The sequence below is a fragment of the Haloplanus sp. XH21 genome (assembly GCF_023276355.1).
Classification (GTDB): domain Archaea; phylum Halobacteriota; class Halobacteria; order Halobacteriales; family Haloferacaceae; genus Haloplanus; species Haloplanus halobius.
The window spans coordinates 1,911,716-1,936,505 of sequence record NZ_JALLPL010000001.1 but is presented as its reverse complement, the minus strand read 5'-3'; the positions used below and the strand labels follow the sequence as shown (position 1 = coordinate 1,936,505).

At 67.5% G+C, this 24,790-nt stretch carries 19 protein-coding genes and 1 pseudogene; 10 read left to right on the top strand and 10 right to left on the bottom strand.

The window, feature by feature from the left end:
- The first annotated feature begins 175 nt into the window (after positions 1 to 175).
- Positions 176 to 1,273 (top strand): putative sulfate/molybdate transporter, encoded by a 1,098-nt coding sequence (locus MXB53_RS10065; protein ID WP_248897230.1) that lies wholly within the window; start codon positions 176 to 178, stop codon positions 1,271 to 1,273.
- On the opposite strand, the gene ggt is transcribed toward MXB53_RS10065, so the two are convergent.
- Together ggt and eif1A are read right to left on the bottom strand one after the other, a co-directional pair.
- Positions 1,270 to 2,892 carry a gamma-glutamyltransferase gene (gene ggt, locus MXB53_RS10060; RefSeq protein WP_248897229.1) on the bottom strand — a complete coding sequence of 541 codons (1,623 nt, stop codon included), beginning with the start codon at positions 2,890 to 2,892 and terminating at the stop codon, positions 1,270 to 1,272. The two genes, MXB53_RS10065 and ggt, sit on opposite strands and share 4 nt — an antisense overlap.
- A 112-nt stretch (positions 2,893 to 3,004) precedes the next feature.
- Positions 3,005 to 3,289 carry a translation initiation factor eIF-1A gene (eif1A, locus tag MXB53_RS10055; protein ID WP_248897228.1) on the bottom strand — a complete coding sequence of 95 codons (285 nt, stop codon included), beginning with the start codon at positions 3,287 to 3,289 and terminating at the stop codon, positions 3,005 to 3,007.
- 99 nt (positions 3,290 to 3,388) lie between these two features.
- Here eif1A and MXB53_RS10050 point away from each other — a divergent pair, with 99 nt between their 5' ends.
- On the top strand, positions 3,389 to 4,411 hold the full coding sequence (locus tag MXB53_RS10050) for an alcohol dehydrogenase catalytic domain-containing protein (protein WP_248897227.1): 1,023 nt from the start codon (positions 3,389 to 3,391) through the stop codon (positions 4,409 to 4,411).
- Positions 4,412 to 4,464: 53 nt separating this feature from the next.
- Here MXB53_RS10050 and MXB53_RS10045 read toward each other — a convergent pair whose 3' ends face one another.
- Together MXB53_RS10045 and MXB53_RS10040 are read right to left on the bottom strand one after the other, a co-directional pair.
- Entirely contained in the window at positions 4,465 to 6,123 is a 1,659-nt protein-coding gene (locus MXB53_RS10045) for a potassium channel family protein (protein WP_248897226.1), read from the bottom strand.
- Positions 6,124 to 6,126: 3 nt separating this feature from the next.
- Positions 6,127 to 7,440, bottom strand: a complete 1,314-nt coding sequence (locus MXB53_RS10040) for an MFS transporter (RefSeq protein WP_248897225.1) — start codon at positions 7,438 to 7,440, stop codon at positions 6,127 to 6,129.
- Between the two features lie 81 nt (positions 7,441 to 7,521).
- Here MXB53_RS10040 and MXB53_RS10035 point away from each other — a divergent pair, with 81 nt between their 5' ends.
- Positions 7,522 to 8,526 carry a sodium:calcium antiporter gene (locus MXB53_RS10035; protein ID WP_248897224.1) on the top strand — a complete coding sequence of 335 codons (1,005 nt, stop codon included), beginning with the start codon at positions 7,522 to 7,524 and terminating at the stop codon, positions 8,524 to 8,526.
- Between the two features lie 2 nt (positions 8,527 to 8,528).
- On the opposite strand, the gene MXB53_RS10030 is transcribed toward MXB53_RS10035, so the two are convergent.
- Positions 8,529 to 9,593 carry a hypothetical protein gene (locus MXB53_RS10030; RefSeq protein ID WP_248897223.1) on the bottom strand — a complete coding sequence of 355 codons (1,065 nt, stop codon included), beginning with the start codon at positions 9,591 to 9,593 and terminating at the stop codon, positions 8,529 to 8,531.
- Positions 9,594 to 9,654: 61 nt separating this feature from the next.
- A complete protein-coding gene (locus MXB53_RS10025) occupies positions 9,655 to 11,496 on the bottom strand; it encodes a formate/nitrite transporter family protein (RefSeq protein ID WP_248897222.1) in 1,842 nt (613 codons plus the stop codon).
- A gap of 93 nt (positions 11,497 to 11,589) precedes the next feature.
- Here MXB53_RS10025 and MXB53_RS10020 point away from each other — a divergent pair, with 93 nt between their 5' ends.
- Complete coding sequence (locus MXB53_RS10020) at positions 11,590 to 12,975, top strand: cytochrome P450 (protein ID WP_248897221.1); 1,386 nt, start codon at positions 11,590 to 11,592, stop codon at positions 12,973 to 12,975.
- Here MXB53_RS10020 and MXB53_RS10015 read toward each other — a convergent pair.
- Positions 12,972 to 15,542, bottom strand: coding sequence for a heavy metal translocating P-type ATPase (locus MXB53_RS10015; RefSeq protein ID WP_248897220.1), 2,571 nt, complete (start codon positions 15,540 to 15,542; stop codon positions 12,972 to 12,974). The genes MXB53_RS10020 and MXB53_RS10015 overlap by 4 nt on opposite strands.
- A 393-nt stretch (positions 15,543 to 15,935) precedes the next feature.
- On the opposite strand from MXB53_RS10015, the gene MXB53_RS10010 reads away from it, so the two are divergent.
- Both MXB53_RS10010 and MXB53_RS10005 read left to right on the top strand, forming a co-directional pair.
- Positions 15,936 to 16,310, top strand: a complete 375-nt coding sequence (locus MXB53_RS10010; protein WP_248897219.1) for a hypothetical protein — start codon at positions 15,936 to 15,938, stop codon at positions 16,308 to 16,310.
- A gap of 3 nt (positions 16,311 to 16,313) precedes the next feature.
- Complete coding sequence (locus MXB53_RS10005; RefSeq protein ID WP_248897218.1) at positions 16,314 to 16,643, top strand: hypothetical protein; 330 nt, start codon at positions 16,314 to 16,316, stop codon at positions 16,641 to 16,643.
- 366 nt (positions 16,644 to 17,009) lie between these two features.
- Here MXB53_RS10005 and MXB53_RS10000 read toward each other — a convergent pair whose 3' ends face one another.
- Entirely contained in the window at positions 17,010 to 18,380 is a 1,371-nt protein-coding gene (locus tag MXB53_RS10000; protein WP_248897217.1) for an NAD(P)/FAD-dependent oxidoreductase, read from the bottom strand.
- Positions 18,381 to 18,489: 109 nt separating this feature from the next.
- Between MXB53_RS10000 and MXB53_RS09995 the strand changes: the two genes are divergently transcribed.
- Positions 18,490 to 19,458: a D-2-hydroxyacid dehydrogenase gene (locus MXB53_RS09995; protein ID WP_248897216.1), complete on the top strand. Its 969-nt coding sequence runs from the start codon at positions 18,490 to 18,492 to the stop codon at positions 19,456 to 19,458.
- Between the two features lie 101 nt (positions 19,459 to 19,559).
- On the opposite strand, the gene MXB53_RS09990 is transcribed toward MXB53_RS09995, so the two are convergent.
- The gene (locus MXB53_RS09990) at positions 19,560 to 20,282 is read right to left on the bottom strand and encodes a fumarylacetoacetate hydrolase family protein (protein ID WP_248897215.1); all 723 of its coding nucleotides are present in this window, start codon (positions 20,280 to 20,282) and stop codon (positions 19,560 to 19,562) included.
- 162 nt (positions 20,283 to 20,444) lie between these two features.
- Here MXB53_RS09990 and MXB53_RS09985 point away from each other — a divergent pair, with 162 nt between their 5' ends.
- The gene (locus MXB53_RS09985; protein WP_248897214.1) at positions 20,445 to 22,157 is read left to right on the top strand and encodes a glutamate--tRNA ligase; all 1,713 of its coding nucleotides are present in this window, start codon (positions 20,445 to 20,447) and stop codon (positions 22,155 to 22,157) included.
- 161 nt (positions 22,158 to 22,318) lie between these two features.
- Positions 22,319 to 23,191: a serine O-acetyltransferase EpsC gene (gene epsC / locus MXB53_RS09980; RefSeq protein ID WP_248897213.1), complete on the top strand. Its 873-nt coding sequence runs from the start codon at positions 22,319 to 22,321 to the stop codon at positions 23,189 to 23,191.
- A gap of 32 nt (positions 23,192 to 23,223) precedes the next feature.
- Here epsC and MXB53_RS09975 read toward each other — a convergent pair.
- Positions 23,224 to 23,367: pseudogene (locus MXB53_RS09975) on the bottom strand (NADP-dependent oxidoreductase); the annotation flags it as partial.
- A 75-nt stretch (positions 23,368 to 23,442) separates the two neighbouring features.
- Here MXB53_RS09975 and MXB53_RS09970 point away from each other — a divergent pair.
- Positions 23,443 to 24,759, top strand: coding sequence for an aminotransferase family protein (locus MXB53_RS09970; protein ID WP_248897212.1), 1,317 nt, complete (start codon positions 23,443 to 23,445; stop codon positions 24,757 to 24,759).
- Positions 24,760 to 24,790: the final 31 nt, after the last annotated feature.

Here is a 24,790-nt window from a genome sequence, read left to right as displayed (position 1 = left end):
TTTTAAGACCGTTTTAGATTGCAGGAGAAAGTTCATAATCATATCTCTGAGAGTAATATGGATATCAGGGATTCGCCGGGGGTGCATAACGAGATCCGGTTACGATCGCGGCGTCGTGGAATAAATATCAGTTACCCGACATTTGTTTAGGCGACGATGGCGTGTCTCGATTCGAATGCGCGCATCTCTCGGGCGGTGGACGGACACGCGGTTCGACGTCGCGTGGGGCGAGGTGACGGGCGCCGTCGGCGACACGGTGACCGTGCTCCCCATCGTGGTGGCCGTCGCCGCTCTCACGGACCTCGCGCTCGGGAGCATCCTCCTCGGCTTCGCCGTCTTTCAGGTCGTCTGGGGACTCTACTACGGGCATCCGATGTCCGTCGAACCGATGAAAGCCCTCGCGGCGCTGGTCATCGCTGGCGACCTCTCGGGCGGTGAGTATCTCGCTGCGGGCCTGCTCGCGGGGGGCGTCCTGCTGCTCATCGGACAGACCCAGGCGCTCGGGCGGCTGGCGTCGTACGTCGGCGACCCCGTCATCCGCGGCATCCAGGTCGGCGTCGCGCTCATCCTCTTGCGGACGGGCGTGACGACGGGGCTGGCGAGTCCCGCGCTCGCGGCGCTGGCGGTCCTCGTCGCCCTCGGTACCGTCGCGGTGGGGTACCGGAACGCCGCGGCGCTCGCCGTGCTCGGTCTCGGTGCAGTCCTCGCCGTCAACGGCGCGGGGACGCTCACCCCGCGGGTCCCCTCAATAGCGCTTCTCGATCCGGCGTCGCTCACGCTGTCGCGGGACGCCGTCGGCGCGACCATCGGTCAGTTGGCGATGACCGTCGGCAACGCGGCCGTCGCCACCTCCCTGCTCGTCTCGGAGTATTTCGACGCCGAGGCGTCTCCCGACGACCTCTCGGCGAGTATGGGCGTGATGAACCTGCTCGCCGTCCCGCTGGGCGCCCTCCCGATGTGTCACGGGAGCGGCGGCGTCGCCGGTAAGTACGCCTTCGGCGCGCGGACCGCGATGTCGAACCTCGTCCTCGGCGGCCTCTATCTCCTGTTGGCCGTCGTCGCCGTCGACATCGTCGCCGCGTTCCCGATGGCCGTCCTCGGCGTCGTCCTCGTCCTCGTCGCGCTGGAACTCGGGCGGGCCGGCATCGCCACCGCTGATCCCCTCCTCACCGGCGTCGTCGGCGTCGTCGCCCTCCTCGCGAACGTCGGCGTCGCCTTCGGTGTCGGCATCGTCGGCTCCCACGCGCTGGCCCGACTGCGCGGTGGCGATTAAAAGCCCGCGGCGCTGCCGTCTTTACGCGGTTCGGTCGCCCCCGAGATGACGCCGTCGGCCAGCCGGGTGACTTGGCCGCCACCGAACGCCGACGAGGGCCGAACGCGCACGTCGTGCCCTCGCCGGGCGAGTTTCGGGAGGACGCCCTCCGGGAATCGGTCCTCGACGGCGAGCGATCCGCCCTCGCAGTAGCGCCACCGCGGCGCGTCGAGCGCCGCCTGCAGCGACATGTCGTAATCGAGGAGGTTCGCGAGCACCTGCAGGTGACCCTGGGGCTGCATGTAGCCGCCCATCACGCCGAACGCGGCCCAGTCGTCCCGGTCGAATCGGACCAGTCCCGGGATGAGCGTGTGGAACGGCCGCTTGCCGGGTTCGAGTCGGTTGGGGTGGTCCGGGTCGAGCGTGAACGAGCCACCCCGGTTCTGGAGCATGATCCCCGTTCCCGGCACGACGACGCCGCTTCCGAAGTGGTCGAAAATGGAGTTGATGAACGACACGATGTTGCCGTCCTCGTCGGCGACGGTCAGAAGCACCGTATCGCTGTCTTCGGGCGGAGTCCCCGGCCCGCCGATGGAGACCGATCCCGCCCGACCGCTCACCGTCGCGGCGCGCTCGGCCGCGTACGCCTTCGACGCCAGCGGCGGAACGTCCTCGTATTCGGGGTCGGTGATGTAGTGGTGGCCGTCGTGGAACGCGCGCTTGAGCGCCTCGGCGAAGTAATGGATCCGATCCGCGGAGCCGTAGGCGTACGACCCGGCGTCGAGTTCCTCCGCGATGTTGAGCGCTTCGAGCGCGATCAACCCCTGGTTGTTCGGCGGGAGTTCGTACACCTCGGCGCCGCGGTACGTCGTCGACACCGGGTCGACGTACTCCGGTTCGAACGACGCGAGGTCGGTGGCGGCGAGCAGGCCGCCTCGCTCGCGCACCGCGTTGACGATGCGGTCAGCGAGGGGGCCCTCGTAGAAGGCGGCGGGGCCGCCGGTCGCGATCGTCTGCAACGTCTCGCCGAGGTCCGGGAGTCGCATCGTCTCGCCCGTCTCGGGTGAACGACCGTCGATCAGGTACTCCTCGCGGGCGTCGCGTTCGGTGTACAGCGTCTCCGCGGCCGTCCACATGTCGGCGATCACCTCGCTGACCGGGAACCCCTCCGTGGCGTACGCGATGGCGGGATCGAGCGCCTCGGCCAGCGACCGGCGGCCGTGGTCCGCGAGCAGTCGCTCCCAGCCACGGACGGTCCCCGGCACGGTCACCGAGAGCGGTCCGGCGTGGGGCATCGTCGCCGCGTCGGGATCGATCCCCCGGCGGTCGGCGACCCGTCGCCGGACGGCCGCCGGCGTCGCGTCGGCGGGCGCGCCGCCACAACTCCGCAGCGCGCCCACGTCGCCGTCGGCGGTGCGATACAGGGCGAACACGTCGCCGCCGATGCCCGTGCTCATCGGTTCGACGACGTTCAGCGCGGCCGCCGTCGTCACCGCCGCGTCGAACGCGTTCCCGCCCGCGCGCAACGCCGCCACGCCCGCCTGCGTCGCGAGCGGCTGGCTCGTCGCCACCATCCCCTGCCCTGCGTGCACCGTCGACCGGCGCGAGTCGAACCGATCGAGATCCGGGTTCGGGTCCATGCGCCGATCCACCACGCAGGCGCACAAAGTCGTTTGGTGTGACGGGACAACACAGCCGCGGCTACGCAACTTCGTCCGCGGTCAGCGATCCGCGATAAACCGCGAAAAAGCGCTAGTCGATGTGACCTTCGCGTCGCAGCTGCTCGGCGTCCTGCCCGGAGTAGCGCCATTCGATGTTTGCCTTCTCGTCTTGCCACGACCACGGTTCGACGAGGACCACGTCGCCCTCGTTGATCCAGGTTCGGTATTTCATCCGGCCGGGGATGCGTCCCATCCGGTTCTCGCCGTCCTCACACCGCACGCGAACGTGGTTCCCGCCGTTGTGTTCGGTCACGACCGCAAACAGCTCGTCGTCGTCGGGCATCCGGAGATTCCGGCGCCCAGTCTCTTCGCTCATACCAGTAATAGGTAACCCGCACGGTTAAGTCATCGGAGACGCGCGCTAACGTTCCCCACGCCGCCGCACCTTTGACGCCGGCGGTCGAACCGAGTCGCGATGCGCGCTGCAGCCTTCACCGAACTGGTCGGACCGGACGGCGTAGATATCGTTGAGCGGTCGCGCCCCGACCCCGGCCCGACCGAGGCCGTCGTCGACGTGGCCGCGTGTTCGATCAACCACCACGACCTCTGGATCCTGAACGGCGACTCGGCGATGATCGACCCCGCCGACCTCCCCTTCGTCACCGGTCTCGATGTCGCCGGCGTCGTCAGCGAAGTCGGCGCGGCCGTCACGGGCGTCGATCCCGGCGACCGCGTCCTGCTCTGTCCTATCGAGACCTGTGGCTCCTGTCGGTTCTGCCAGGAAGGCCCGGAGAACCTCTGTGAGTCGTTCTCGTTGTACCACGGTGGTCTCGCCGAAGCGGCCTGTGTCGAGGCCGACCGCCTCATCACCGTCCCCGAGGCGGTGGATCTGACCACCGCGGCGACGCTCCCCACGGCCTATCTGACCGCGTACCACATGCTCCGTCGGGCCGACCTCGACCCCGGCGACCTGCTGTTCGTGCCGGGCGCGACGGGCGGCGTCGGCGTGGCAGCCACGCAACTCGCGGCCATCCAAGGCGTCCGGACCATCGGTACCTCGTCGTCACCGGCGAAACTCGACCGGCTGACCGACCTCGGCGCCGACCACGTCATCGAGGGGACCGACCCCGAGTGGCTCAGCGACGCCGTCGAAGATATCGGGGACCCGGACGCCGTCATCAACCACCTCGGCGGCGCCTACACCGGCCTCGGCCTCGACGTCATGGCGCGCGGGGGACGGATGGTCGTCTGCGGACGCACCGCCGGCCCCACCTCGGACATCGACATCGCGACGCTGTTTCGGGAGCACCACCGCATCATCGGCAGCACGATGGGCACCCAACACGACCTGGAACGACTGGTCGATCTGGTGGCTGCCGGCGACCTCTCGCCGGTCATCGACCGGACGTACCCCCTCTCGGAGACGGACGATGCGTTCTCCGCGATGGCCGAGCGCGACGCCCTCGGGAAACTCGTGGTCACGGTCGGCGACGACTAATAGGAATTATCGGACGTCATCATCGATTCTCGCCGTGACGGGTCGGCGAGAATCTATGGACGGTTACGAGAATCCCGATAACTCAGTAACTGCGTGAACCGGTTCGTCCCCTCGTCGGTGCCGGCGATGATGAGGACGTCGCCCTCGCGGACCCGGAACTCGGGGCCGAGGTCGGTGACGACGTCGCCGTCGCGTTCGACGCCGACGACGGTACAACCAGTGCGCGCCCGAACGTCGGCCTCGCCGAGCGTCCGGCCGACCAGCCCCGGCGCGCGGGTCCGGATCACCTCCACCTGTTTGTCCAGCGAGATCACCTCCTCGTCTTCGAGGATGGCCGAGGCGAGCATCCGGCCGCTGACCGTCGCCAGGGAGAGCACGTAGTCCGCCCCCGCGCGGTACATCTTCGGGACGTTCTCGGTGCGTTCCGCCCGGGCGATGATCTCGACCGACGGGTTCAGATCGCGCACGACGAGGATGGCGAACTCGGTGAGCGTGTCGTCGGGAATCGCGAGGATGACACTCCGGGCGTCCTCGATGTCCGCCCGCGAGAGCGCCTCGGGGTCGGTCGCGTCGCCGACGACGTCGACGCCGGGGTCGTCGTCCAGATCCATGACGGTGTGGGCGACGCCGGCCGCCGAGAGCGCGCTCGCAACGGTGGTGCCGACCTCGCCGTGACCGACGACGACGGTCCGTCCCCGTCGGAAGCGGCGTACGTCGGCGGTCGTCAGTTCCTTCAGCCGTTCGAGCTGGGTCTCCCGTCCCGTCACGAGCAACACGGTCCCGCTGTCGAGCGTCGCGGCCGGCGACGGTGGGCTCTCGAACTCGCCGCCGAACCAGGCGCCGATGATGTTGACGCCGGCGCGTTCCCGGACACCGCTCTCGGCGATGGTCCGACCGACCAGGTCGCTGCCCCGCTGGATCGGGAGTTCCGCCACCTCGAAGTCCTCTCCCACCTCGATGGCCTCGCCGAGTTCCGTCGAGATGCCCGTCGTCACCTTCGACGCGAGGCTCTCGCCGAGCAGCGCCCGGGGGGAGAGCACGTCGTCGGCGCCGGCGAGACGGTGATACTGCTCGCGTGCCGGATCGTCGACGACGCTCACCGTCCGGACGTCCTCCGCGACTTCCTTCGCGGTGAGGACGACGCTCGTGTTCACGGGGTCGGCGGCGTCGGCGACGAGACAGCGGGCCGACGAGAGACGCGCGGCTTCGAGGCCGTCGACCGACTCCGGATCGGCGTGAATCACCGTATACCCCTCCTCGTAGTGGTCTTTCGCTCGTTCACGGTCGGATTCCAGGATCAGGTGGTCGACATCCCACGAGTCGAGTTCGGAGACCAGCGTCTCACCCCGTGGCGTCAGCGTACAGATGACGACGTGGTCGTCGAGGTCGGCGCTCGCGCTCGTCGGAACGGTCGTCGAGATGGCCTGCTCGAACAGCGGGAAGACGAGCACCGGCAGCGCCAGGAAGATCAGCACCACACCGGTCAGGTCCATCACGATGACCAGGACGTTCATCTCGGGGCTCGTCCACGGCGCGTCGGATCCAAAGCCCGTGGTCGTGAACGTCTCGACGACGACCTGCAGCGCGTGGAGGAACGTGACTGGCGAGCCCTCGAAGGCGCTCATGCCGGCGTCGTACACCGTCGCGTAGCCGACCATCACCCCGCCGAGGACGACGACGTAGTAGAGCGTCCGCCGCTGCCAGGTGTCCATGGCTCATTCTGTCGAGTCGAGTGAATAAAGGGACCGCTCCGGGTCGTCGGCCGCGCGCCGTCGAACCCGCCACCGGAGCAGGGCGACGACACCCGCCCCGACGAGAACGAGGCCGCCCGCGACGCCGAACGCCCGGAGATACGCGCGGGCTGCGAGCCATCCGCCGGCGATGCTGCCGACGCCGCCCGCCGCTGCCGAGAGCGCGCTGTACACGCCGAGTGCCTCTCCGCGGACGACGGCCGGCGAGAGGCGGGTGACGAGCGTGCCCGCCGTGACGGCAATGACCGCCCACGCACAGCCGATGGCGGCGAACACGAGGGCTGCGGGGGCGAGCGCCCCGCCCGTCACCACGACGGCGGGAATCGCGACGCCACGGACGGCGAGCGCGCCGACGTGGACGAGCATCGTCTCGTAGCGCGCGGTGAGACGGGCCGACACGCCGAAGAACGCGGCCGCGCCGACGTTCAAGACGAGATAGAGGCCGAACACCGCCTGATCGCCGAAGCCGACGGCGGCGAGATAGGCGGGCAGCGGCGCGAAGAAGGCGCCGAAGCCGGCGAACACGAGGGCGATGGCGACGAAAAACAGCGCCAGGTCGGGGGTGAACCGCCGGACGAACCGCCGAGGGTGGAGTCTTCGCGGATCGACGGCTCGCGGCGTGAACGGAAAGCTCGCCCCGCGGACGCCGAACCGACTCGCCCCGCGTATCGCCCGCCGGAGTCGGTTCGGTCCCGGGCCGGTTTCCGAGTCGGCGTCGGCCGGAAGCGACCGGAGCGCGACGACGCCACCTCCGCCCGCGCTCGCCGCACAGACGAGACAGACCACGCGCTGGGCGGCTATCGACGGTATCGCCGCCACTTCTCCGGCGAGGACGACACAGAACCCGACCAGCAGGCCCAGCGCCCAGCCGATGCCCTGAATCCGGTTGAGACGGGCGATGCGGTCGCTCCACGCCGATTCGGGGGTGTCGACGACGACGAGGAGCGTGAGGACGGGCAGGGCCGCCGCGAAGGCGAACCAGAGAACGGCGTTCACCGCGACGACGACCGGTATCGATTCGACGGCCGGAACGACCGCGAGCGACACGGCCACCGCGCCGATCGCAGCGAGGATATACCGGCGACGGTGTCCGGTTCGGTCGGCGAGCCAGCCAACGCCGAGAGCGCCCGGGACGCCGGCGAACGCCGCCGCGGCCGCGAGGACGCCCAGCGTCACCGGCCCGCCGCCGAGCGCGACGACGTACAGCGGGACGACGAGCGACGCGCCGCCGAGGCCGACGGACGCGAGCCCCCAGGCGTAGAGCCACCGGTCAGACACGCTCGGTACGTCCCCCGCACGACACTTAGCCGGTTCGAATCAAGGAGTACGTCTTTGTTCACGCGTGCAGTGTGTCGGGACGTGTTCGGACTCGCTGCCGCGGCCGTGCTCGCGGTCGTTTCGACGGGCGTCATCTGGTTCGGAAGCGAACGGCTCGAAGACGCGGCCAGCCGGCTCAGCCGGCATTACGGACTCCCGGCCGCCGTTCACGGTGCCGTCGTCGTCGCCGTCGGTTCCAGTTTCCCCGAACTCAGCTCCGTCGTCATCAGTACGCTCCTCCACGGCGAGTTTTCGCTCGGCGTCGGCACCATCGTCGGGAGCGCCATCTTCAACCTCCTCGTGATCCCCGCCCTCTCCGCGCTCGTCGTCGAGGAACTCGAATCCACCCGCGACATCGTCCACAAGGACGCCCAGTTTTACATCATCAGCGTGCTCGTCCTCTTCATCACGTTCGCGCTCGGCGCGACGTACGTCCCCGGCGGGACGAACGAGGCGGCCATCCTCACGCCGACGCTCGCGCTCCTCCCGCTGGCGACTTACGGCGTCTACGTCTTCCTCCACTATCAGGACACCCAGGAGCACGTCGCTCCGAGCGTCGATATCGACCCGCTCTGGCAGTGGGGGCGGCTGGTCGTTGCACTCCTCCTCATTGCCGTCGGCGTCGAAGGTATCGTCCGGGCGGCGCTCACGTTCGGTGACTTCTTCGGCACGTCGACGTTCCTCTGGGGGCTGACGGTCATCGCCGCCGCGACCAGTCTCCCGGACGCGTTCGTCAGCGTTCGCGCCGCGCAGAGCGACGAGGACGTCACGAGCCTCACGAACGTCCTCGGCAGTAACACGTTCAACCTGCTGGTCGCCATCCCCGTTGGCGTCCTGCTCGGCGGCGCGGCCACCATCGACTTCCTCGTCGCCATCCCGATGATGTCCTTCCTGGCCTTCGCGACGCTCGTGTTCGTCGTCGTCACCCGCACCGACCTCGAACTCACGAGCGTCGAGGCGTACGCGCTCCTCGGCCTCTATGCGCTTTTCCTCCTCTGGATGGGCGCCGAAACGGTCGGTGCCGTCGATGTCGTTCGGGGGCTGTAGCCTCACAGCGATCCCGTGATGACGAGTTCGAATATGATGAAGAAGATGGGCAGCAGGATCGAACTGACGAGACGGGTGATGATACCGATCGAGAGCGGGTAGAGGTGGACGCTCTGGTAATCCTCGAACTCCCGGCGGGCACGGCGAATCTCCATCTCCAGCAACGCGTCGTCTTCGGCGGCGAGTTCGTCGTCGGGTAGGTCGTCGTCGCTGTGGAGCAGGGTGAGTCGCCGTTCCAGCTTCCGGATCCGCTCGCGGTGGGAATCGAGCATTCGCTCTCGGAGCTCCTGTGCCCGCCGATTTACCTTGTACGTGGGATAGAAGAAGTTGAGCGCCACGAGCAGGATGAAGAGCGCGACGCCGGCGTACACCACGCTCCCGTACTGGATGTGGTTCGCGATCTGAAAGGAGAGCGGGAGCGCGAGCGATCCGAGCGAGATGATGAGCGTCATGCGGATGGCGAAGGTGCCGACGGTGCTGAGTCCCCCGAGACCGTCGGGATGGAGCGGATCGATATCCAGTTCGACCCGCTCCGCGAAGGATCGGATCACGAGCACGGTGATCAACCCGCCGTGTGACCGAAGTCCCGCGATCAACAGCCAGTAACAGAAGAAGACGAGGTAGGCCGCCCGCTCGACGGGGGCGGTGATGCCCTGCGATTCGAAGTAGCTCTGGCCGATGGCGAACACCAAGAGGACGAGGACGACCCACACCAGCGCGCTCGCCCACCAGTATCGCGAGTAGAATCGGTCGTATCGGTTCGCCAGGTCCTGCAGCGTCTCCCTGTCGGCGGCGGCGGTGATGAGTTCGATGTCGTCGAAAAACTGGGGCAGCAGCCGTTCGTCGTAGTACCACACGTCGTACGGCCCGCTCACGACCATCAGGCACGCGAGCGCCTGGCCGACGAGAAACGTCAGCGACGCCTCGGCGGGGTCCACGGCGACGAGAGTGGTGACCACGGGGATCCAGCCCATCGTACAGAGGGCGGCGGCGAAGGGGTGGCCGACGTAGTCTCGCCCCCGCTCGACGAGACGACTCATCCACAGCGAGGTCTCGTTGTACTCCATTCGTTTCGCCTCCTCTCGGCACGACTTGATAAAAGTTCGATATGACCGCGGGGGTCGCCGCTTACCGATCGACCGGCTCGCGGCTGTCGGTCTGTCGTCCGAACAGCCGCTCGCGGAGACTCCGGCTCTCCTCGCGTTCGGCGAGCAGGACCGAACAGTCGATACGATCGATCACGTCGAGACGGAGCGTATCGGCCACGAGACGGGAGAGCAGGCCGCGCTCGACGGCGCCGGCGATGACCAGCGAGTTGTCGGTCGCTTCTCGGGCGATGGCGTCCTCGACGTCGCCGGAGTCGTCGACGATCAGGTCGGCGTCGTGGAGACCGTGGTCGGTCGCCCACCGCTCCAGAAACTCCTCGCCGGCCGCGCGCTCCTCCGGACTGGCGACGACGTGGAGGAGCGTGACCGCCGATCCGACGGACGTGTGAAGCGCCCGCGCGACTTCCGCCGCGAGCGCGCAGTCGGCGGAGTCGACGGTTGGCACCAGGACCCGGGAGGTGTCCAGGTCGCGGTCGCGGAGCGCCAGGAAGTCACACGGCGGCGTGCTGTGTAACTCCGTCAGCGGCCGCGCCGACCGCCCGGTGCTCCAGGGACGACTGTCGTCCCAGCCGATCATCACGAGGTCCGCGTTCTCCCGTTCCGCCACGTCGAATATCTCCTCGAAGGAGCGGTGAGAGACGATGGTCGACGTTTCGGCGTCCAGTCCGTGGTCCGCGATCTGGGTGCGCACGCCTTCGAGCAGTTCGTCGGACTCCTCGATGATCCGCTCGTGCTGTCCGAAGCCGTACCCACCCCTCGCCTCCGGCACCTGCACGACGTGGACGGGGTGGACGACCGCGTCCTCTCGTTCGCTTGCGATCAGACAGGCGAGTTCGACGAGCTGGGTCTCGGTTCGGGGGTTGGCGATCGGAACGATGACGCGGTAGGGACCGTCGGCCTCCGCCGCCAGGTGATCGCCCGTATCGACCAGTGGGACGTACGACCGGCCGCTGAGGCCGCCGAACAGCCATTCGCTCGGCGAGAGTTGTCGCTTTGCCCCTTCGAACCGTGCGGATTCGAGGCGGCGCTCCGTCGTCTGGAAGTAGTTGACGACGGTCACTAACACCACGCCGCCGATGGTGTTCCCCAGCAACACCGGGCCGACGAATCCGACGACGCCGGTCCACACCGAGAGGTCGGTGACGAACACCAGATACACCATCTCGGTGTAGGAGACGACGACGTGAAACAGGTTGCCGAGCGGAACCGACAGGAAGGCGAGATAGACGACGACGATGCGGGAGATGGTGTCGCGAGCGGCGTACTCCACCCACACCACGCCGGCGACGATGAGGCCGGCGAAGGCGGCCTTGACGAACAGCGTCTCCGGCGCCGTCTCGATCCCTTTCTGTCCGATCGAGACGGCCGCCGCCGCCGCCGAGGGGGAGAAGATGCCCCCCCACGCCAGTGCGGCCGCACCGAGGGTGCCGCCGGCGAAGTTTCCCAGCAGCACGACGACCCAGGTCCGCATCAGGGCGGGCACGCTCACGAGGCGTTCGAGCGTCAGCGCCACCGGCGGGAGCGTGTTCTCCGTGTACAGCTGGTAGCCACCGATGATGATGTAGATGAAGCCGAGCGGATACAGCAGCGCGCTCAGTACGGGATGGCCGTCGGTCGACGCCGTCAGCGAGACGTACAGCAGGAACGTGATCGTGATCGCAAACCCCGCCGCGAGCCCGGAGAAAAACAGTTCGCGGTTGCCGGCGGTTATCTCTTCGTCGGCCGCGGCGACGATGCGCTGGAACACCTCGTCGGTCGAGAATCGGTCTCTGACGACCTCGCCGACCGCGGGCGCGCCGCTCCGGGAGCTTTCGACCGCTTCACGCAACGTCTCCTCGGGATCCGGTGGTTCCTCGTCGGCCATGCTATCGCCCACCGACCGCGGGAACTAATGGTTTGAGGTATCGCTCCCGACGGGAGGGCAGACTATAACCGTCCGAAAGGGTATGCCGAACACATGTCCGAGGACACCAGAACGGGGGTGGGTGGGTCCCACGAACCGGCAGCGACCCCGCCGTTGCCACCCTATCCGTCCACCGTCGGCCATCCCCTCCTCCATACGGTCGGCTCGATGCGCGACGTGTTCGGCTTCCGGACGCGGGCGATGGCCGAACGCGACCTGGTCCGCATCAAACTGCTCGGCCCCGGCGACGTCTATCACCTCGGCCACCCCGACTACTTCGAGCGTGTCCTCCTGAACGACCGCGACAGGTTCTGCAAGTCGGAGGATTTCCGCATCGCGTTCGAGGGCGGTCTCGTCGCCGTCGAAGGCGAAACCTGGCAGCGCCAGCGCGACGTGCTTCAGCCGCTGTTCACCCGCGACAGCCTCGTCGACTACGCCGACGGAATGGCCGCACAGATCCGCCGCCGGCGCGACCACTGGGAGCCCGGCACCCGGATCGATCTCACCGCGGAGACGAGTCAGTTGAGCCTCGACGTGCTCTTTGCGACCCTGTTCGGTCACGAACTCGAACTCGGCGGCGACGAGGCGATCCGAACCGCGGCGGACCGCCTCCAGCACTGGTTCGCGCCCACCTCGTATCCGCTCCCGCAGTGGGTGCCGACGCCCGCCCGCTGGCGGTTCAAGCGCGGCAAGCGCCGTCTCCAGCGCGTCGCCACTCGTCTGCTGGAGGCGAAAGCCGACGACCCGCCGGCCGACCCCGCTGCGGCCGACGACCTCCTGTCCCTGCTGGTGGGACTCCGGGAATCCGGCGCCGCTGAGGGAGAGGCCCTGAGCGACGATCGCCTCCGCGACCAGGTGGTGACGATGATCTTCGCGGGCCACGACACCACCTCGACGGCGATCGCGTTCGCGTTCTATGCGCTCGCGACCACGCCCGACGTTCGCGATCGCTTCCACACCGAGGTGGACACCCTCTCCGGGCCGCCGACGGTCGACGACCTGGAATCGTTACCCGTCACGCGACGGATCGTCACCGAGGCGCTCCGGAAGTATCCGCCCGTCTACACCATCCCCCGCGAGGCGGCGACCGACGTGACCATCGACGGCTCCCGCGTGCCCGAAGGCGCACCCGTCTGGCTCACGGTGGATCAGGTCCACCACGACGAGCGGTTCTACGACGCGCCCGACGAGTTCCGGCCGGAGCGGTGGGACGGAGATCTCCGCGAACGGCTGCCGGATTTCGCGTACGCCCCCTTCGGCGGCGGCCCGCGGCGCTGTATCGGTCGGCAGTTCGCGCTCATGGAGGCCCAACTGGCGCTCGCGATCATCGGTCGTGAGTACGACCTCGTCCTCGACGATCCGCCCGCCGAGCCGCCGATGATCGCCGGGATGACGGCGCGGATGGCGCCCGACACCGAGTTCCGGGTCGTCGAGCGCTAGGTCTCGTCGACGGTCGCCTCGACCCGTGCGAGACGCATCGCGTTCCCCGTCACGCCGACGGTCATGCCGGCGTCGCCGGCGAGGACGGCCACCCAGATGGGGACGTAGCCGAAGGGGACCGCGAGCGCGAGACCGGCCTTCACCGCGAGGCTGGCCCAGATGTTCTGCCGGATGACGCCGTTCGCGTCGCCGGCGAGTTCGTAGAGGTAGGGGAGTTTCGAGAGGTCGTCGGCCATCAGCGCGATGTCGGCCGTTTCGAGGGCGGTGTCGGTGCCGGCGGCGCCCATCGCGACGCCGACCGTGGCGGTGGCGAGTGCGGGCGCGTCGTTGATGCCGTCGCCGACCATCGCGACGCCGCCGTCGTATTCGGCGTCCAGGTCGTCGACGGCGCGGACCTTCTCCTCGGGGAGGAGTTCCGCCCGGTAGTCGTCGACGCCGACGCGCTCCGCGATGGCCCGCGCGGTCCGTTCGTTGTCTCCCGTCAGCATCACGGTCCGTTCGACGCCGAGGTCTTTCAGGCGGGCGACGGCGGCGGCCGCCTCCGGGCGCACCTCGTCGGCGACGGCGATGATACCCTCCAACTCCGCTTCCGTTCCCACCAGCACGACGGTCTTGCCCTGGGACTGGAGCGTGGGAACGGTGTCTTCCAGGAGGTCGAGACAGTCGTTGCGGTCACAGAGCTGGCGCGCCGTCGTCGTGACGGTGCCGCCGTCGGTCGTCGCGTGGACGTGCGAGAGGTCAAAACCCAGCTCCTCGAACAGCCCCGGTTTGCCCGCGAAATGGGGCGTCCCGTCTAGCTCCGCGCGGACGCCCTTGCCGGTGATGCTCTCGAACTCGTCGATGTCGCCGCTGGCGACGCCGGCGCGGCCCGCCTCCGCGACGATGGCCTCGCCGATGGGGTGTTCGCTCCGACGTTCCAGCCCCTGTGCGCACCGCAACACGTCGTCTGCGGTGTTACCGTTCAGCGGAACCACGTCCGTGACGGTGAGTTCGCCCTTCGTGAGCGTCCCCGTCTTGTCGAACGCCACGGCGTCGACGGCGCCCATCGCTTCGAGGTGGTTGCCGCCCTTGATCAGGACGCCGTTTTTCGCGGCGCTGGTGATGCCCGAGACGACCGAGACGGGCGTCGAGATGACGAAGGCACACGGACAGGCGAGCACCAGCAGGGTCAACCCGTAGACGACCGCCGTCGGCCACGTCACGCCGAGGAGGGCAGGCGCGCCGAGCGTCGTGAAGATGGCAAAGGCGACGACGACGGGCGTGTAGTACGCCGAGAACCGCTCGACGAACTGCTCGCGTTCGGTCTTGTTCGACTGGGCGTCCTCCACCATCTCGACGATGCGGGAGATAGTGTTGTCCGTCGCCAGAGTGGTCACCTCGATTTCGAGGTAGCCCTCCTCGTTGACCGTCCCGGCGTACACCTCGTCGCCGGTCGTCTTGTCGACGGGCACGCTCTCGCCCGTGATGGGGGACTGGTCGACCGCGCTCTCGCCGTCGACGACGCGCCCGTCCATCGGGATTTTCTCGCCCGGTTTCACCACGACCACGTCGCCGATGGCGACCTCCGAGACGGGGACGGTCACGGTGTCGCCGTCGCGCTTGACGGTGGCTTCGTCCGGCGAGAGCGCCATCAGTTCGCGCAGCGAGTTGCGCGCGCGGTCCATCGAATACCGTTCGAGCAGTTCGGCGGCGCTGAAGAGGACGGCGAGCGTGGCGGCCTCGAAGTAGAGCGCCTCGCCGAAGACGATACTCGCCACCAGGGCCCCGAAGATGGCCGTCGTCATCAGGAAGTCGATGTCGAGGCTCAGGTGTCGCGCCGAAACGTAGCCGCTCCGCACGATTTCTTGCCCGCCGATGGCGATGGCGAGCAAGAAGAGCAGGTCGGCGACGAAGAGACCGGCCGCGACCGGCACGTTCGCCCCTGGAAGGACGAACTCGAAGCAGAGGCCGACGACGACGACGACGCCGCTGATCCCCGTCTTGAGCGCACGCGAACTCCGCCAGACGTCGTCGGCCGCGGCGTCGATCGGGTCGCTGCCGTCCGTTCCCGCCACGTCGTAGCCAGCGTTCTCGATGGCCGCCACGACGTCCGTCTCGGTGACGGCGTCGGCGTCGTACGTCACAACCACCGTTCCCGTCGCCGGGCGGGTGTCGTACGCCTCGATGCCGCCGAGACGGTCCAGCGCGCTGCCGACCGTGTTTGCACACGACGCACAGTCCATCCCGGGAACGTTCACGTTCGTCGTTGTACGGTCCGACGATTCGACATCGTAACCGGCCGCCTCGATGCGCTCTCGGATCGCCGCCGGACCGGTTCGCTCGCCGTCGAACGCGACGACGACCTGCCCCGTTGCCGGCCGCGAATCCACGGAATCGACGCCAGCGAGCGTACTCACGCTGCGCTCGACCGTCTCAGCACAGGAGGGGCAGTCCATCGACGGGACCGACAGCCGTACCGTCTCGTGCCCGGCCGACGCTGGCTCGTCCTCCGGGGATGGATGGCCACCAGCGCTCGCTCCCGCGCCGTCGTCCGAGGAAGCCCCACGGGTATCACCGGGCGAAGTCATTGGTCGACTCTACTCGCTGCAATATTATTAACTTGACTGCTTCGAGACGCCGTTTCTCCCCCTATCACTATTAATAAAATCCGAATTAGTTAATAATTGGATGTGGGTGGGTGGACTATCGATCCGTTCCGTGGCCGCGTGCAGTCCTCCCGACCGTGTCGTCCCAATCGAGCGGTGGTATGAGCGCAACCGTATTTCTGGAAGCACCTTTCCTGACGGGCCGTCGACGACTGGCAGGACTGCGGAGTGTTTCAGCCGAGTCGTTACTGGTGAGCGGAACGCGATAAAATCGAAGGTGTGTTGCCCGGAACACTACCGAGCGAGGATCTACTAGTGAACCCGTACTTGAAGTACTGCAGTACATTCATTACACGAGCACGCTAATTCCGCAGTATGCCCGTGAGCATCGACGAGTTCGAATCGGGTAACCTTCCGGAGGGGCCGAGCGTGCCCGAGCAGGTGGTTACGTACCTCTACACACACCGGGACGCGGCGTTCACCCGGTCGGAGATAGCGACCGCCATCGACGAGGACCCGAACACGGTCGGCACCGCACTCACGCGATTGAAGGAGCGAAACCTCGTCCGCCACCGGGGCCAGTACTGGGCAATCACAGAGGACGAACAGCGGGCCGCTGCTGCGTACGATTTACACGACATCGGCAAACGTCTCGACGACGCCGACGGCGGAATCGATTCGGAAAGGTGGGATGCTGTCGCTCCCGACCAACCGCATCCGAGCGAGCAGGATTCGAGCGCGGACGGGTAATCGATGGAGCCCGAACGCGGTGATGTCGTCAGGAGCGCCGACCCATTCAAACTCGGGACCGACCGCCAGCGGCCGTGGCTAGTCGTGAACAACAGTACCCACCCGTTTACCGACGAGCAACACGTCGCAGTCGCCATCTCCACGAAGGAGTACGACGATTCGCTCCCGCTCCGCGAGGATGTGTGGGAAGTTGGCGATGTCCCCCGCGAGTCGTTCATCTCGCCGTGGGCAGTCCATTCACCCCGTCGCGAAGATCTCGTCGCGTGGCAAGGACGGGCCACTGACGAGTTCGTAGACCGCGTCGTCGACGCGCTGGAGACGTATCTGCGCTAATTCGAACGTGTGCGCCCGGAACACTAACGTCCGGCATCATCCCTTGGCGGCGTGCCGTGTCTGCCGGCTAACCCTCGTGCCGGGCGACCGTCGGATGCGTGTGACGGCGCCACGCGCTGGCGGTGCCAGCGCTGCGGGAGGTTCGTCACCTCCCCTGTCGCGTGCCCGGGTTCGCCGCGCGGTCATCGCGCCCTAGTGGGCATGCTCGGGCGGGGACTAAAGGCACGCAGTTGCTTCTACGGCCTCGGTGGTTTAACCCCTTGCGACCGGCGACGCGGGGCCGAGTTATAGGAATTATCGTCACTGTACAGAGATTCTCTCGGGGACGGTCCCCGCGAGAATCTCTGACGACCCCGATAAACCCTATTAGTAGACGTACTCGGATTCGCGGATGCTCACGTACGACTTCCGAATCTGCCGTTTGCGCCACTTGTAGCGGGCGAGCAGTTTGATCGCGCCCCAGCCGGCCGAGAGCTTCTGGTCGTACAGCCCCTGACCGTTCTCGTCGGCCAGCATCTTCCGCGCGGTGCCGAAGATCCGGTCCCAGTCCGCGGGATTGTAGTCTCGCACCATCTCGGCCATCGTCACGTTCCGCACGATTTCGTCCTCGATGGCGTCTCTCCAGGCCGCGTTGTAGTCGGAGAGATCGCCCGATGCGGCGAGTTCGCCGGCGATGGCGCCGGTGCGGACGGCGACGTGGTCGCCGCCCTCGTGGAACGCGGAGGTGGTGCCCATCGCGCCGCCGACGACGGCGATGCCGGCGTCGACGGGCGAATCGACGGGCCGCGTCGAGGAGATGGGGTAGGTTTCGGTGCCCTTCGACTTGCCGCGGTCCTCGACGAGCGGGAAGTCCTCGGGCACGTCGTACTCGTCGCCGTACTCGTGTTCGAGGAGGCGACGGAGATACTCGCTCCCGCTCGGGACGGTGTCGTCCTCCGGGCGGAGCAGCGCGTAGGATTCGGGATCGGCGACGGACGAGTGGTCGAGGCCGATGGGCATCGTGAGACCGATCCGCGCCACGTCGTCGTCGTTCGGGAAGATCCAGGGGTAGGCCGTGTGGCCGGGAATGTACCCCCACCAGAACGTGATGGCTCCGCGCAGGTCCTCAGCGACGGCGGCCGGCAGTCTGCGATGCTCCTGATACGCGATGTGGTTGGCCGTCGTCGTGCCGAGGTGGTCGGTCACTGGCGCGGTGAGATACCGGTCGAGCACGCGGTTCGTGACGGTGCGCTGGGGCCCGTCGGCGAGCACGACGACGTCGGCGCTGATCGCGTCGCCGTCGGCGAGTTCGACCGTGTGACGCGGATCACCGTCGATCAATGTCTCGACGTCCCTGACCGAGACGCCGACGCGGTACTCGGCGCCCGCGCCCTCGGCGCGGTCACGGAGCCAGTCGTCGAAGCGCGCACGGTCGAAGGTGTAGCCGAAGGCGTCGTACGACGAGTCGATGCCCGTGCTCCGCAGGGTGCAGGACTCCGTCGGCCCGACGAACGTCGCCCGGTCGAGTTCCGAGAGGAGCACCCCATCCGGGAACTCGTCCGGGTGGATGCCCATGATGTCGACCCAGTAGTCGAGGATGCCGGCGGCGTCGGTGGAGTCCGGGCCGAGCACCGCCCGGTCTTCGCGGGGGACCCCCTTCTCCAGGACGAGTGCGGAGGCGCCGGCCTCGGCCGCCGCGTGTGCCGCGGCCGAGCCCGCGGGCCCGCCGCCGACGATAGCGACGTCGACGTGTTCCATATCCTAACCCCCAACGGGGCGAGGTATTAGAGTAGCGATTGTCGACCGCCGTCGTTCCCGACCGCGGTTTCGCCGGTAATTTATAATCGAGGCGGGTGCAGTCTCCCCCATGACCGAACCGGATATCGCCGTTCTCCGACAGAAAGTCCACGGAATGTCGCCGTCGCTGTACGGGGAGAAACTCCGCGAGCGCCTTCCCGACCACGAGATCGCCGTCGCGTCGACGCCCGAAGCGGAACGGGATCTGATCGCCGACGCGCGCGTCGCGACCGGCATCACCTTCGACAGCGACTGGCTGGAGAAGGCGTCCAACCTCGAACTGTTCGCCTGTGCGTACGCCGGAACGGGCCATCTCGACATCGCGTCGTTCGAGGAGCGGGGCATCGCCGTCACCAACGCGGCGGGCGTCCACGGGCCGAACATCTCGGAGTACGTCATCGGCACGCTCATCGCCCACGAACGCCAGTTCAAGCGCGCCTGGAAGCAACAGGAAGACGCCCACTGGGCGGCGTATCCGGTCGGCGAACTCCAGGGTAGCACCGCCGCCATCGTCGGCCTCGGCGCCATCGGAAGGGCGCTTACCGACCGTCTCCACGCCTTCGGCGTCGACACCGTCGGCGTCCGGTACACGCCGGAGAAGGGCGGCCCGACCGACGAGGTGGTCGGCTTCGACGCCGTTCACGACGCCCTCGCCGGCGCCGACTACGTGATCCTCGCCTGTCCGCTTACCGACACCACGGAGGGCCTCATCGACGCCGATGCTCTAGCGTCGATGCCGACCGACGCCTACCTCGTCAACGTCGCGCGCGGCCCCGTCGTCGACACCGACGCCTTGGTGACGGCGCTGCGTGACATCGACATCGCGGGCGCGACCCTCGACGTGACCGACCCCGAACCGCTGCCGGCGGACCACCCGCTCTGGTCGTTCGAGAACGTCCACATCACGCCACACAACGCCGGAAACACGCCGAACTACTACGACCGTCTGGCGAACATCCTCGCGGAGAACGTTCGGCTGATGGAGGAGACGGGGACGGCACAGGGCCTGACTAATCAGGTGGTCGACGGACAGCGCTGACCGCGGCGTCGATACCGGTCATACGGATTATTGTAACTGTTTACCGGTGGTTCGCGGAGGCGGTCCAGCGACCCACCGGTACTGACTTACAATAAACCGTATCAGTAGTCCGGCGGCGCGATCTCGTTCGTGAGCGTGCCGACGCCCTCGTAGGTGATTTCGACCGTGTCGCCGGGTTCGACGAGGCCGGGGTTGGCCGGGCTACCGAAGGCGATGACGTCGCCCGGGCGGAACGTGAACCGCTCGGAGAGGAACGAGACGATCTCGTAGGGGTCGAACAGCATGAGTTCGGTGTTGGACTCCTGGCGTCGCTCGCCGCTCACGTCGGTGTGCATGTCGATACCGTGAGGATCGAGGTCGGTTTCCAGCCACGGGCCCAGCGGCCCGGACCCGTCGAAGGCCTTGCGGGCCGTTCGCCCCGGCTGATCGAGGGCGTCCAGGTCGTTCATGATGGTGTAGCCGCGGATCACCTCGGGCACCTCCTCGGGGTCGAGGCGGTGACAGCGCTCGTCGACGACGGCCGCGAGTTCGCCGGCGTAGGTGAGTTCGTCGGAAAAGGTTGGATACGGCACCGGCGTCTCGTGGGGGATAACGGACGTCGGCGGCTTGATGAAGAAGGCGGGCTGGTCCGGCTTCTCGTACTCCATCTGGTCCAGCGTCTCGACGTAGTTGCGACCGACACAGTAGAGCGCCGACGGCTCACACGGCGCCACGAGGTCGCCGTCCTCGCCGACGACGTACGTCTCGTCGGCCGTCTCCACGACACCGTCGCGATACTCGCCGGCGTGAACCTCGCCGTCGACCGCGATTCGTGCGCGTTTCATACGGCCAACTCCCGGTCGACCGACAAACTCCTTGCGGATTCTCGCAGTCGTCGCGTGAAACGTCGAAACCGTTTTGTGTGGGACTTTCTAACACGCTCTGTACCCCTACCCACGGCCCCCGATCCGCGTCTGTTTTTACCCACCGGCCGGTAGTGGCCGGTAATGAACGCCGAACTGCGCGACCGCGTCGAACGAGCGGCGCGGACGCACGCACTCCTCAACGCGGTGAAATACGACAGCGACGCCGATGTCGGCGCGGTCATGGGGCCACTGATGGGCGAGAACCCCGAGTTCCGCGAGCATTCCGCCGAGATCCCCGGCATCGTCGCCGGCGTCGTCAGCGAAGTGAACGACCTCTCGGACGCCGAGCGGCGCGAGGAACTCGCGGATCTCGCCCCCGAGAAACTGGAAGAACTCGAGGCCGAGGAGCCGGAAGACGAGCATCCGCTGCCCGACCTGCCGAACGTCGGCGACGAGGGCGTAGTGATGCGGGCCGCCCCGAATCCGAACGGGCCGTGGCATCTCGGTCACGCTCGGATGCCCGCCGTCATCGGGACGTACAAGGAGCGGTACGACGGGCGGTTCATCTGCCGGTTCGACGACACCGATCCGGAGACCAAGCGCCCGGATCTCGACGCCTACGACGCCATCCTCGACGACATCGAATATCTCGGCTTCGACCCCGACGAGGTGTTGCGGGCGAGCGACCGCCTGGAGACGTACTACGACCACGCCCGCGAGTTGATCGAGCTGGGCGGCGCCTACACCTGTTCCTGTCCCCAGGAGACGTTCTCGGATCTGAAGAACGCGGGCGAGGCCTGTCCCCACCGCGACAAGGACGCCGAGACGACCCGCGAGGAGTTCGAGGCGATGATCGACGGCGAGTATTCGGCGGGCGAAAAGGTGCTCCGCGTCCGAACCGACATCACGCACAAGAACCCCGCGCTGCGGGACTGGGTGGCCTTCCGCATCATCGACACGCCCCACCCGCGGCCCGAGGCGGCCGACTACCGGTGCTGGCCCATGCTCGACTTCCAGTCGGGCATCGACGACCACCTCACCGGCGTCACCCACATCATCCGCGGCATCGACCTGCAGGACTCCGCCAAGCGCCAGCAGTTCGTCTACGACTACTTCGACTGGGAGTACCCCGAGGTCATCCACTGGGGACACGTCCAGATCGACGAGTACGACATCACCCTCTCCACTTCGACGATCAAGGAACTGATCGATTCGGGCGAACTCGACGGCTGGGACGACCCGCGCGCACCCACTCTCGCCAGCGTGCGCCGGCGCGGCATCCGCGGCGAGGCCATCGTCGACGCGATGATCGAACTCGGCACCTCGACGAGCAACGTCGAACTGTCGATGAGCGCCGTCTACGCCAACAACCGCGACCTGATCGACGACCAAGCCGACCGTTACTTCTTCGTTCGAAACGGCGTGACCCACGCCGTCGAGGGCGGGCCCGACGCCGGCCACCCGCCGGTCCACCCCGACCACGAGGAGCGCGGCCGCCGCGAGATACCTGTCCCCGGTGCCGTCGTCGTCGAACCCGCCGACGTGCCGGACGTGGGCGACCGCGTCTGGCTCAAGGGCTACGGCTGTGTCCGGCACACTGCGACGGGGTTCGAGTACGTCGGCGACGACATCACGGCCGTCCGCGAGGAGGGCGTCTCGGTCGTCCACTGGGCGCCCGCCGAGGGCGCCGTCCCCGTCCGACTGCGGACGATGGAGGGCGACGTGACCGGCGTCGCCGAACCCGCGTTCCGTGACGCGGCCGTCGACGAGGTGATCCAGTTCGAGCGCGTCGGCTTCGCTCGCGTCGATGCGGCGGCCGCCGACGAGATGGTGACCTACTTTACCCACGAGTAGGCGAGACGGGTTGCAGGCCCGTCGCACCCCGACGGCCGACCCTGCCGCAACTGTAAATCCAGACCGAGGTGGTCCCACCGGTCGGAACCGGCGATGGTTGACGATAGCAGAGGGACGAAGTGGAAGAACTACGTCCGTCGACGGCGTCAGCAGTCATACACATGGGATACGAGTACACCGGCGATGCTCACCGAGAACTCGTCGACGCCTATCGAGCAGACGAATCGCCGTTCCCGACGGACGACTCGCGGGAGTATCCGCGCCGCGATTTTCTGCGTGACGAACCACTCCTTCTCAGACAACTCCTGTTCCCCCGGTGCTGGAACGGGACGGCACTGATCGACGATCCGGCCGAAACACGGCGCCACTTGAGCACGCTCGGAGCGTGCATCCAGACGGGGATTACGGCCTACGCGAACCGTGACGCGGACGAGTTGAGCGGGGTCGTCGACCGGGCGCTCGACCGACTGCCGGCGATTCGACGCACCCTCAAGCGCGACGTCGAGGCCGCGTACAAGGGCGACCCCGCGGCGACAAGCTACTGTGAGATCATTCGGTCGTACCCGGGCTTTCATGCCATCCTCACCCACCGCGTCGCCCACCACCTCTACGAGGCGGACCACGTCCAGTACGCCCGCGAACTCGCCGAGTACGCGAAAGTCGAGACGGGGATCGACATCCATCCCGGTGCGACGCTCGGCGACCAGTTCTTCATCGACCACGGGACGGGAGTCGTGATCGGCGAGACGGCCACGGTCGGTGACTGGGTCCGGATCTACCAGAACGTGACGCTGGGGGCACTCCACTTCGAGGAAGAAGAGGGCGAGGAGCATATGCTGGCGAAAGATTACAAGCGGCATCCCGACATCGGCGATCACGTCGTCATCGGGGCCGGAAGCAACGTCCTCGGACCGGTCGATATCGGCGACCACGTGAGCATCGGGGCGAACTCCTGGGTCACCGACGACGTCCCGGACAACACGAGCGTCTTCATCGCCGATCATCCCGAGCAGGTGCGGAAACCGAACCGGTAGCTGTTGCAGATGTAGCCGTGCCACACGCGCTACTCGGCGATGTCGAGCAAGCCGAAGTACGCCGTTCGCCCGGGCATGCCGAGAACGCCGAGATAGGCCGGCAGACCAGCTACGTTCGGATCCACGGGCGCGGCGTCGAGAATCGCACACCCGGACCACGTCGCCCGACCGATGACGGTTTCCGACCGTGTTGTGCGAGAACACCGGCGTCTCGGGCGAACGTTTATTCTCCCTGTCACCAACCGGGGTGTATGGCGAACCCATCTCCAGACGCCGAACTCGATTCGGGCGCGATTCCACACTGGTACTCCGACGACGACGTCCTCTCGCTGGTCGACGGCGACGGCGTCACCGTCTACGACGACGACGGCGACGCCTATCTCGACTTCAACTCCCAGCTCTACTGCGTCAACGCCGGACACGGCGAGGAGCGCATCGTCGACGCCATCACCGCCCAGGCATCGACGATTGCGTACGTCGCCTCCTCCAAGCACAACGACGCGCGGTCGGAACTGGCCGGCCGCATCGCGGGTATCGCTCCCGGCGACCTCTCGAACGTCTTTTTCTCGGTGTCGGGCAGCGAGGCCAACGAGGCGGCGGTCCAGTTCGCCCGCGAGTACACCGACGCCCGGAAGGTGCTCACGCGCTATCGCTCCTACCACGGCGCCACGTACGGCGCGGCGTCGCTGACGGGTGACCCCGAGACGCGCAACGCGATGGAGCGATACGTTGCCACGACGGGCGCGGCGAAGTTCTGCCCGCCGGTCGCCCACCAGTCGCCGTTCGACGCCGACACGCCCGCCGAACTCGCCCGGCAGGCCGCCGACCACCTGGAGTACGTGATCCACAACGAGGGGCCGGACACCATCGCAGCCGTCCTGATGGAACCCATCGGCGGGACGAGTGGCGCGTACCCCGCGCCGGCGGACTACTGGCAGCGCGTGCGCGACATCTGTGACGAGTACGACATCCTGCTCATCGCGGACGAGGTCATCACCGGCTTCGGTCGGTGCGGCGAGTGGTTCGGTATCGACACCGAGGACGTGGTGCCGGACCTCCTCACGTTCGCGAAAGGCGTCACGAGCGCGTACGTCCCGCTCGCGGGCGTCGTAACGGGACCGGACATCGCGGCCCACCTCCGCGACACCGGCATCGACGTGGGGCAGACCTTCGCGGGCCACCCCGTGGCGTGTGCGGCGGGCGTGGCGGCTATCGACGTCTACGCCGACGGCCTCGTCGACAACGCGCGGGAGCGCGGCGACTACCTCGAAACCCGTCTGCGGGAACTCGACGCCCACGACGCCGTGGGCGACGTGCGCGGCCGGGGGCTGCTGTGGGGCGTCGAGTTTACGGATCTCGAGACCGGCGATCCCTTCCTCCACCCCTGGGTCGAATCGGGCGACAACCCCGTCGACGACGTCATCGACGCGGCGCAGGAGCGGGGCGTTCTCATCGGTGGCGGCCGTCCGCGCACGCAGCTCATCATCGCGCCGCCGCTGGCCGTGACCGACGCCGATATCGATCAAGCGGTCGATGCGCTCGACGACGCCATCGACGCGGTGTTTTAGCGCCGACGGACGGCCCACTGTTTAATACGCC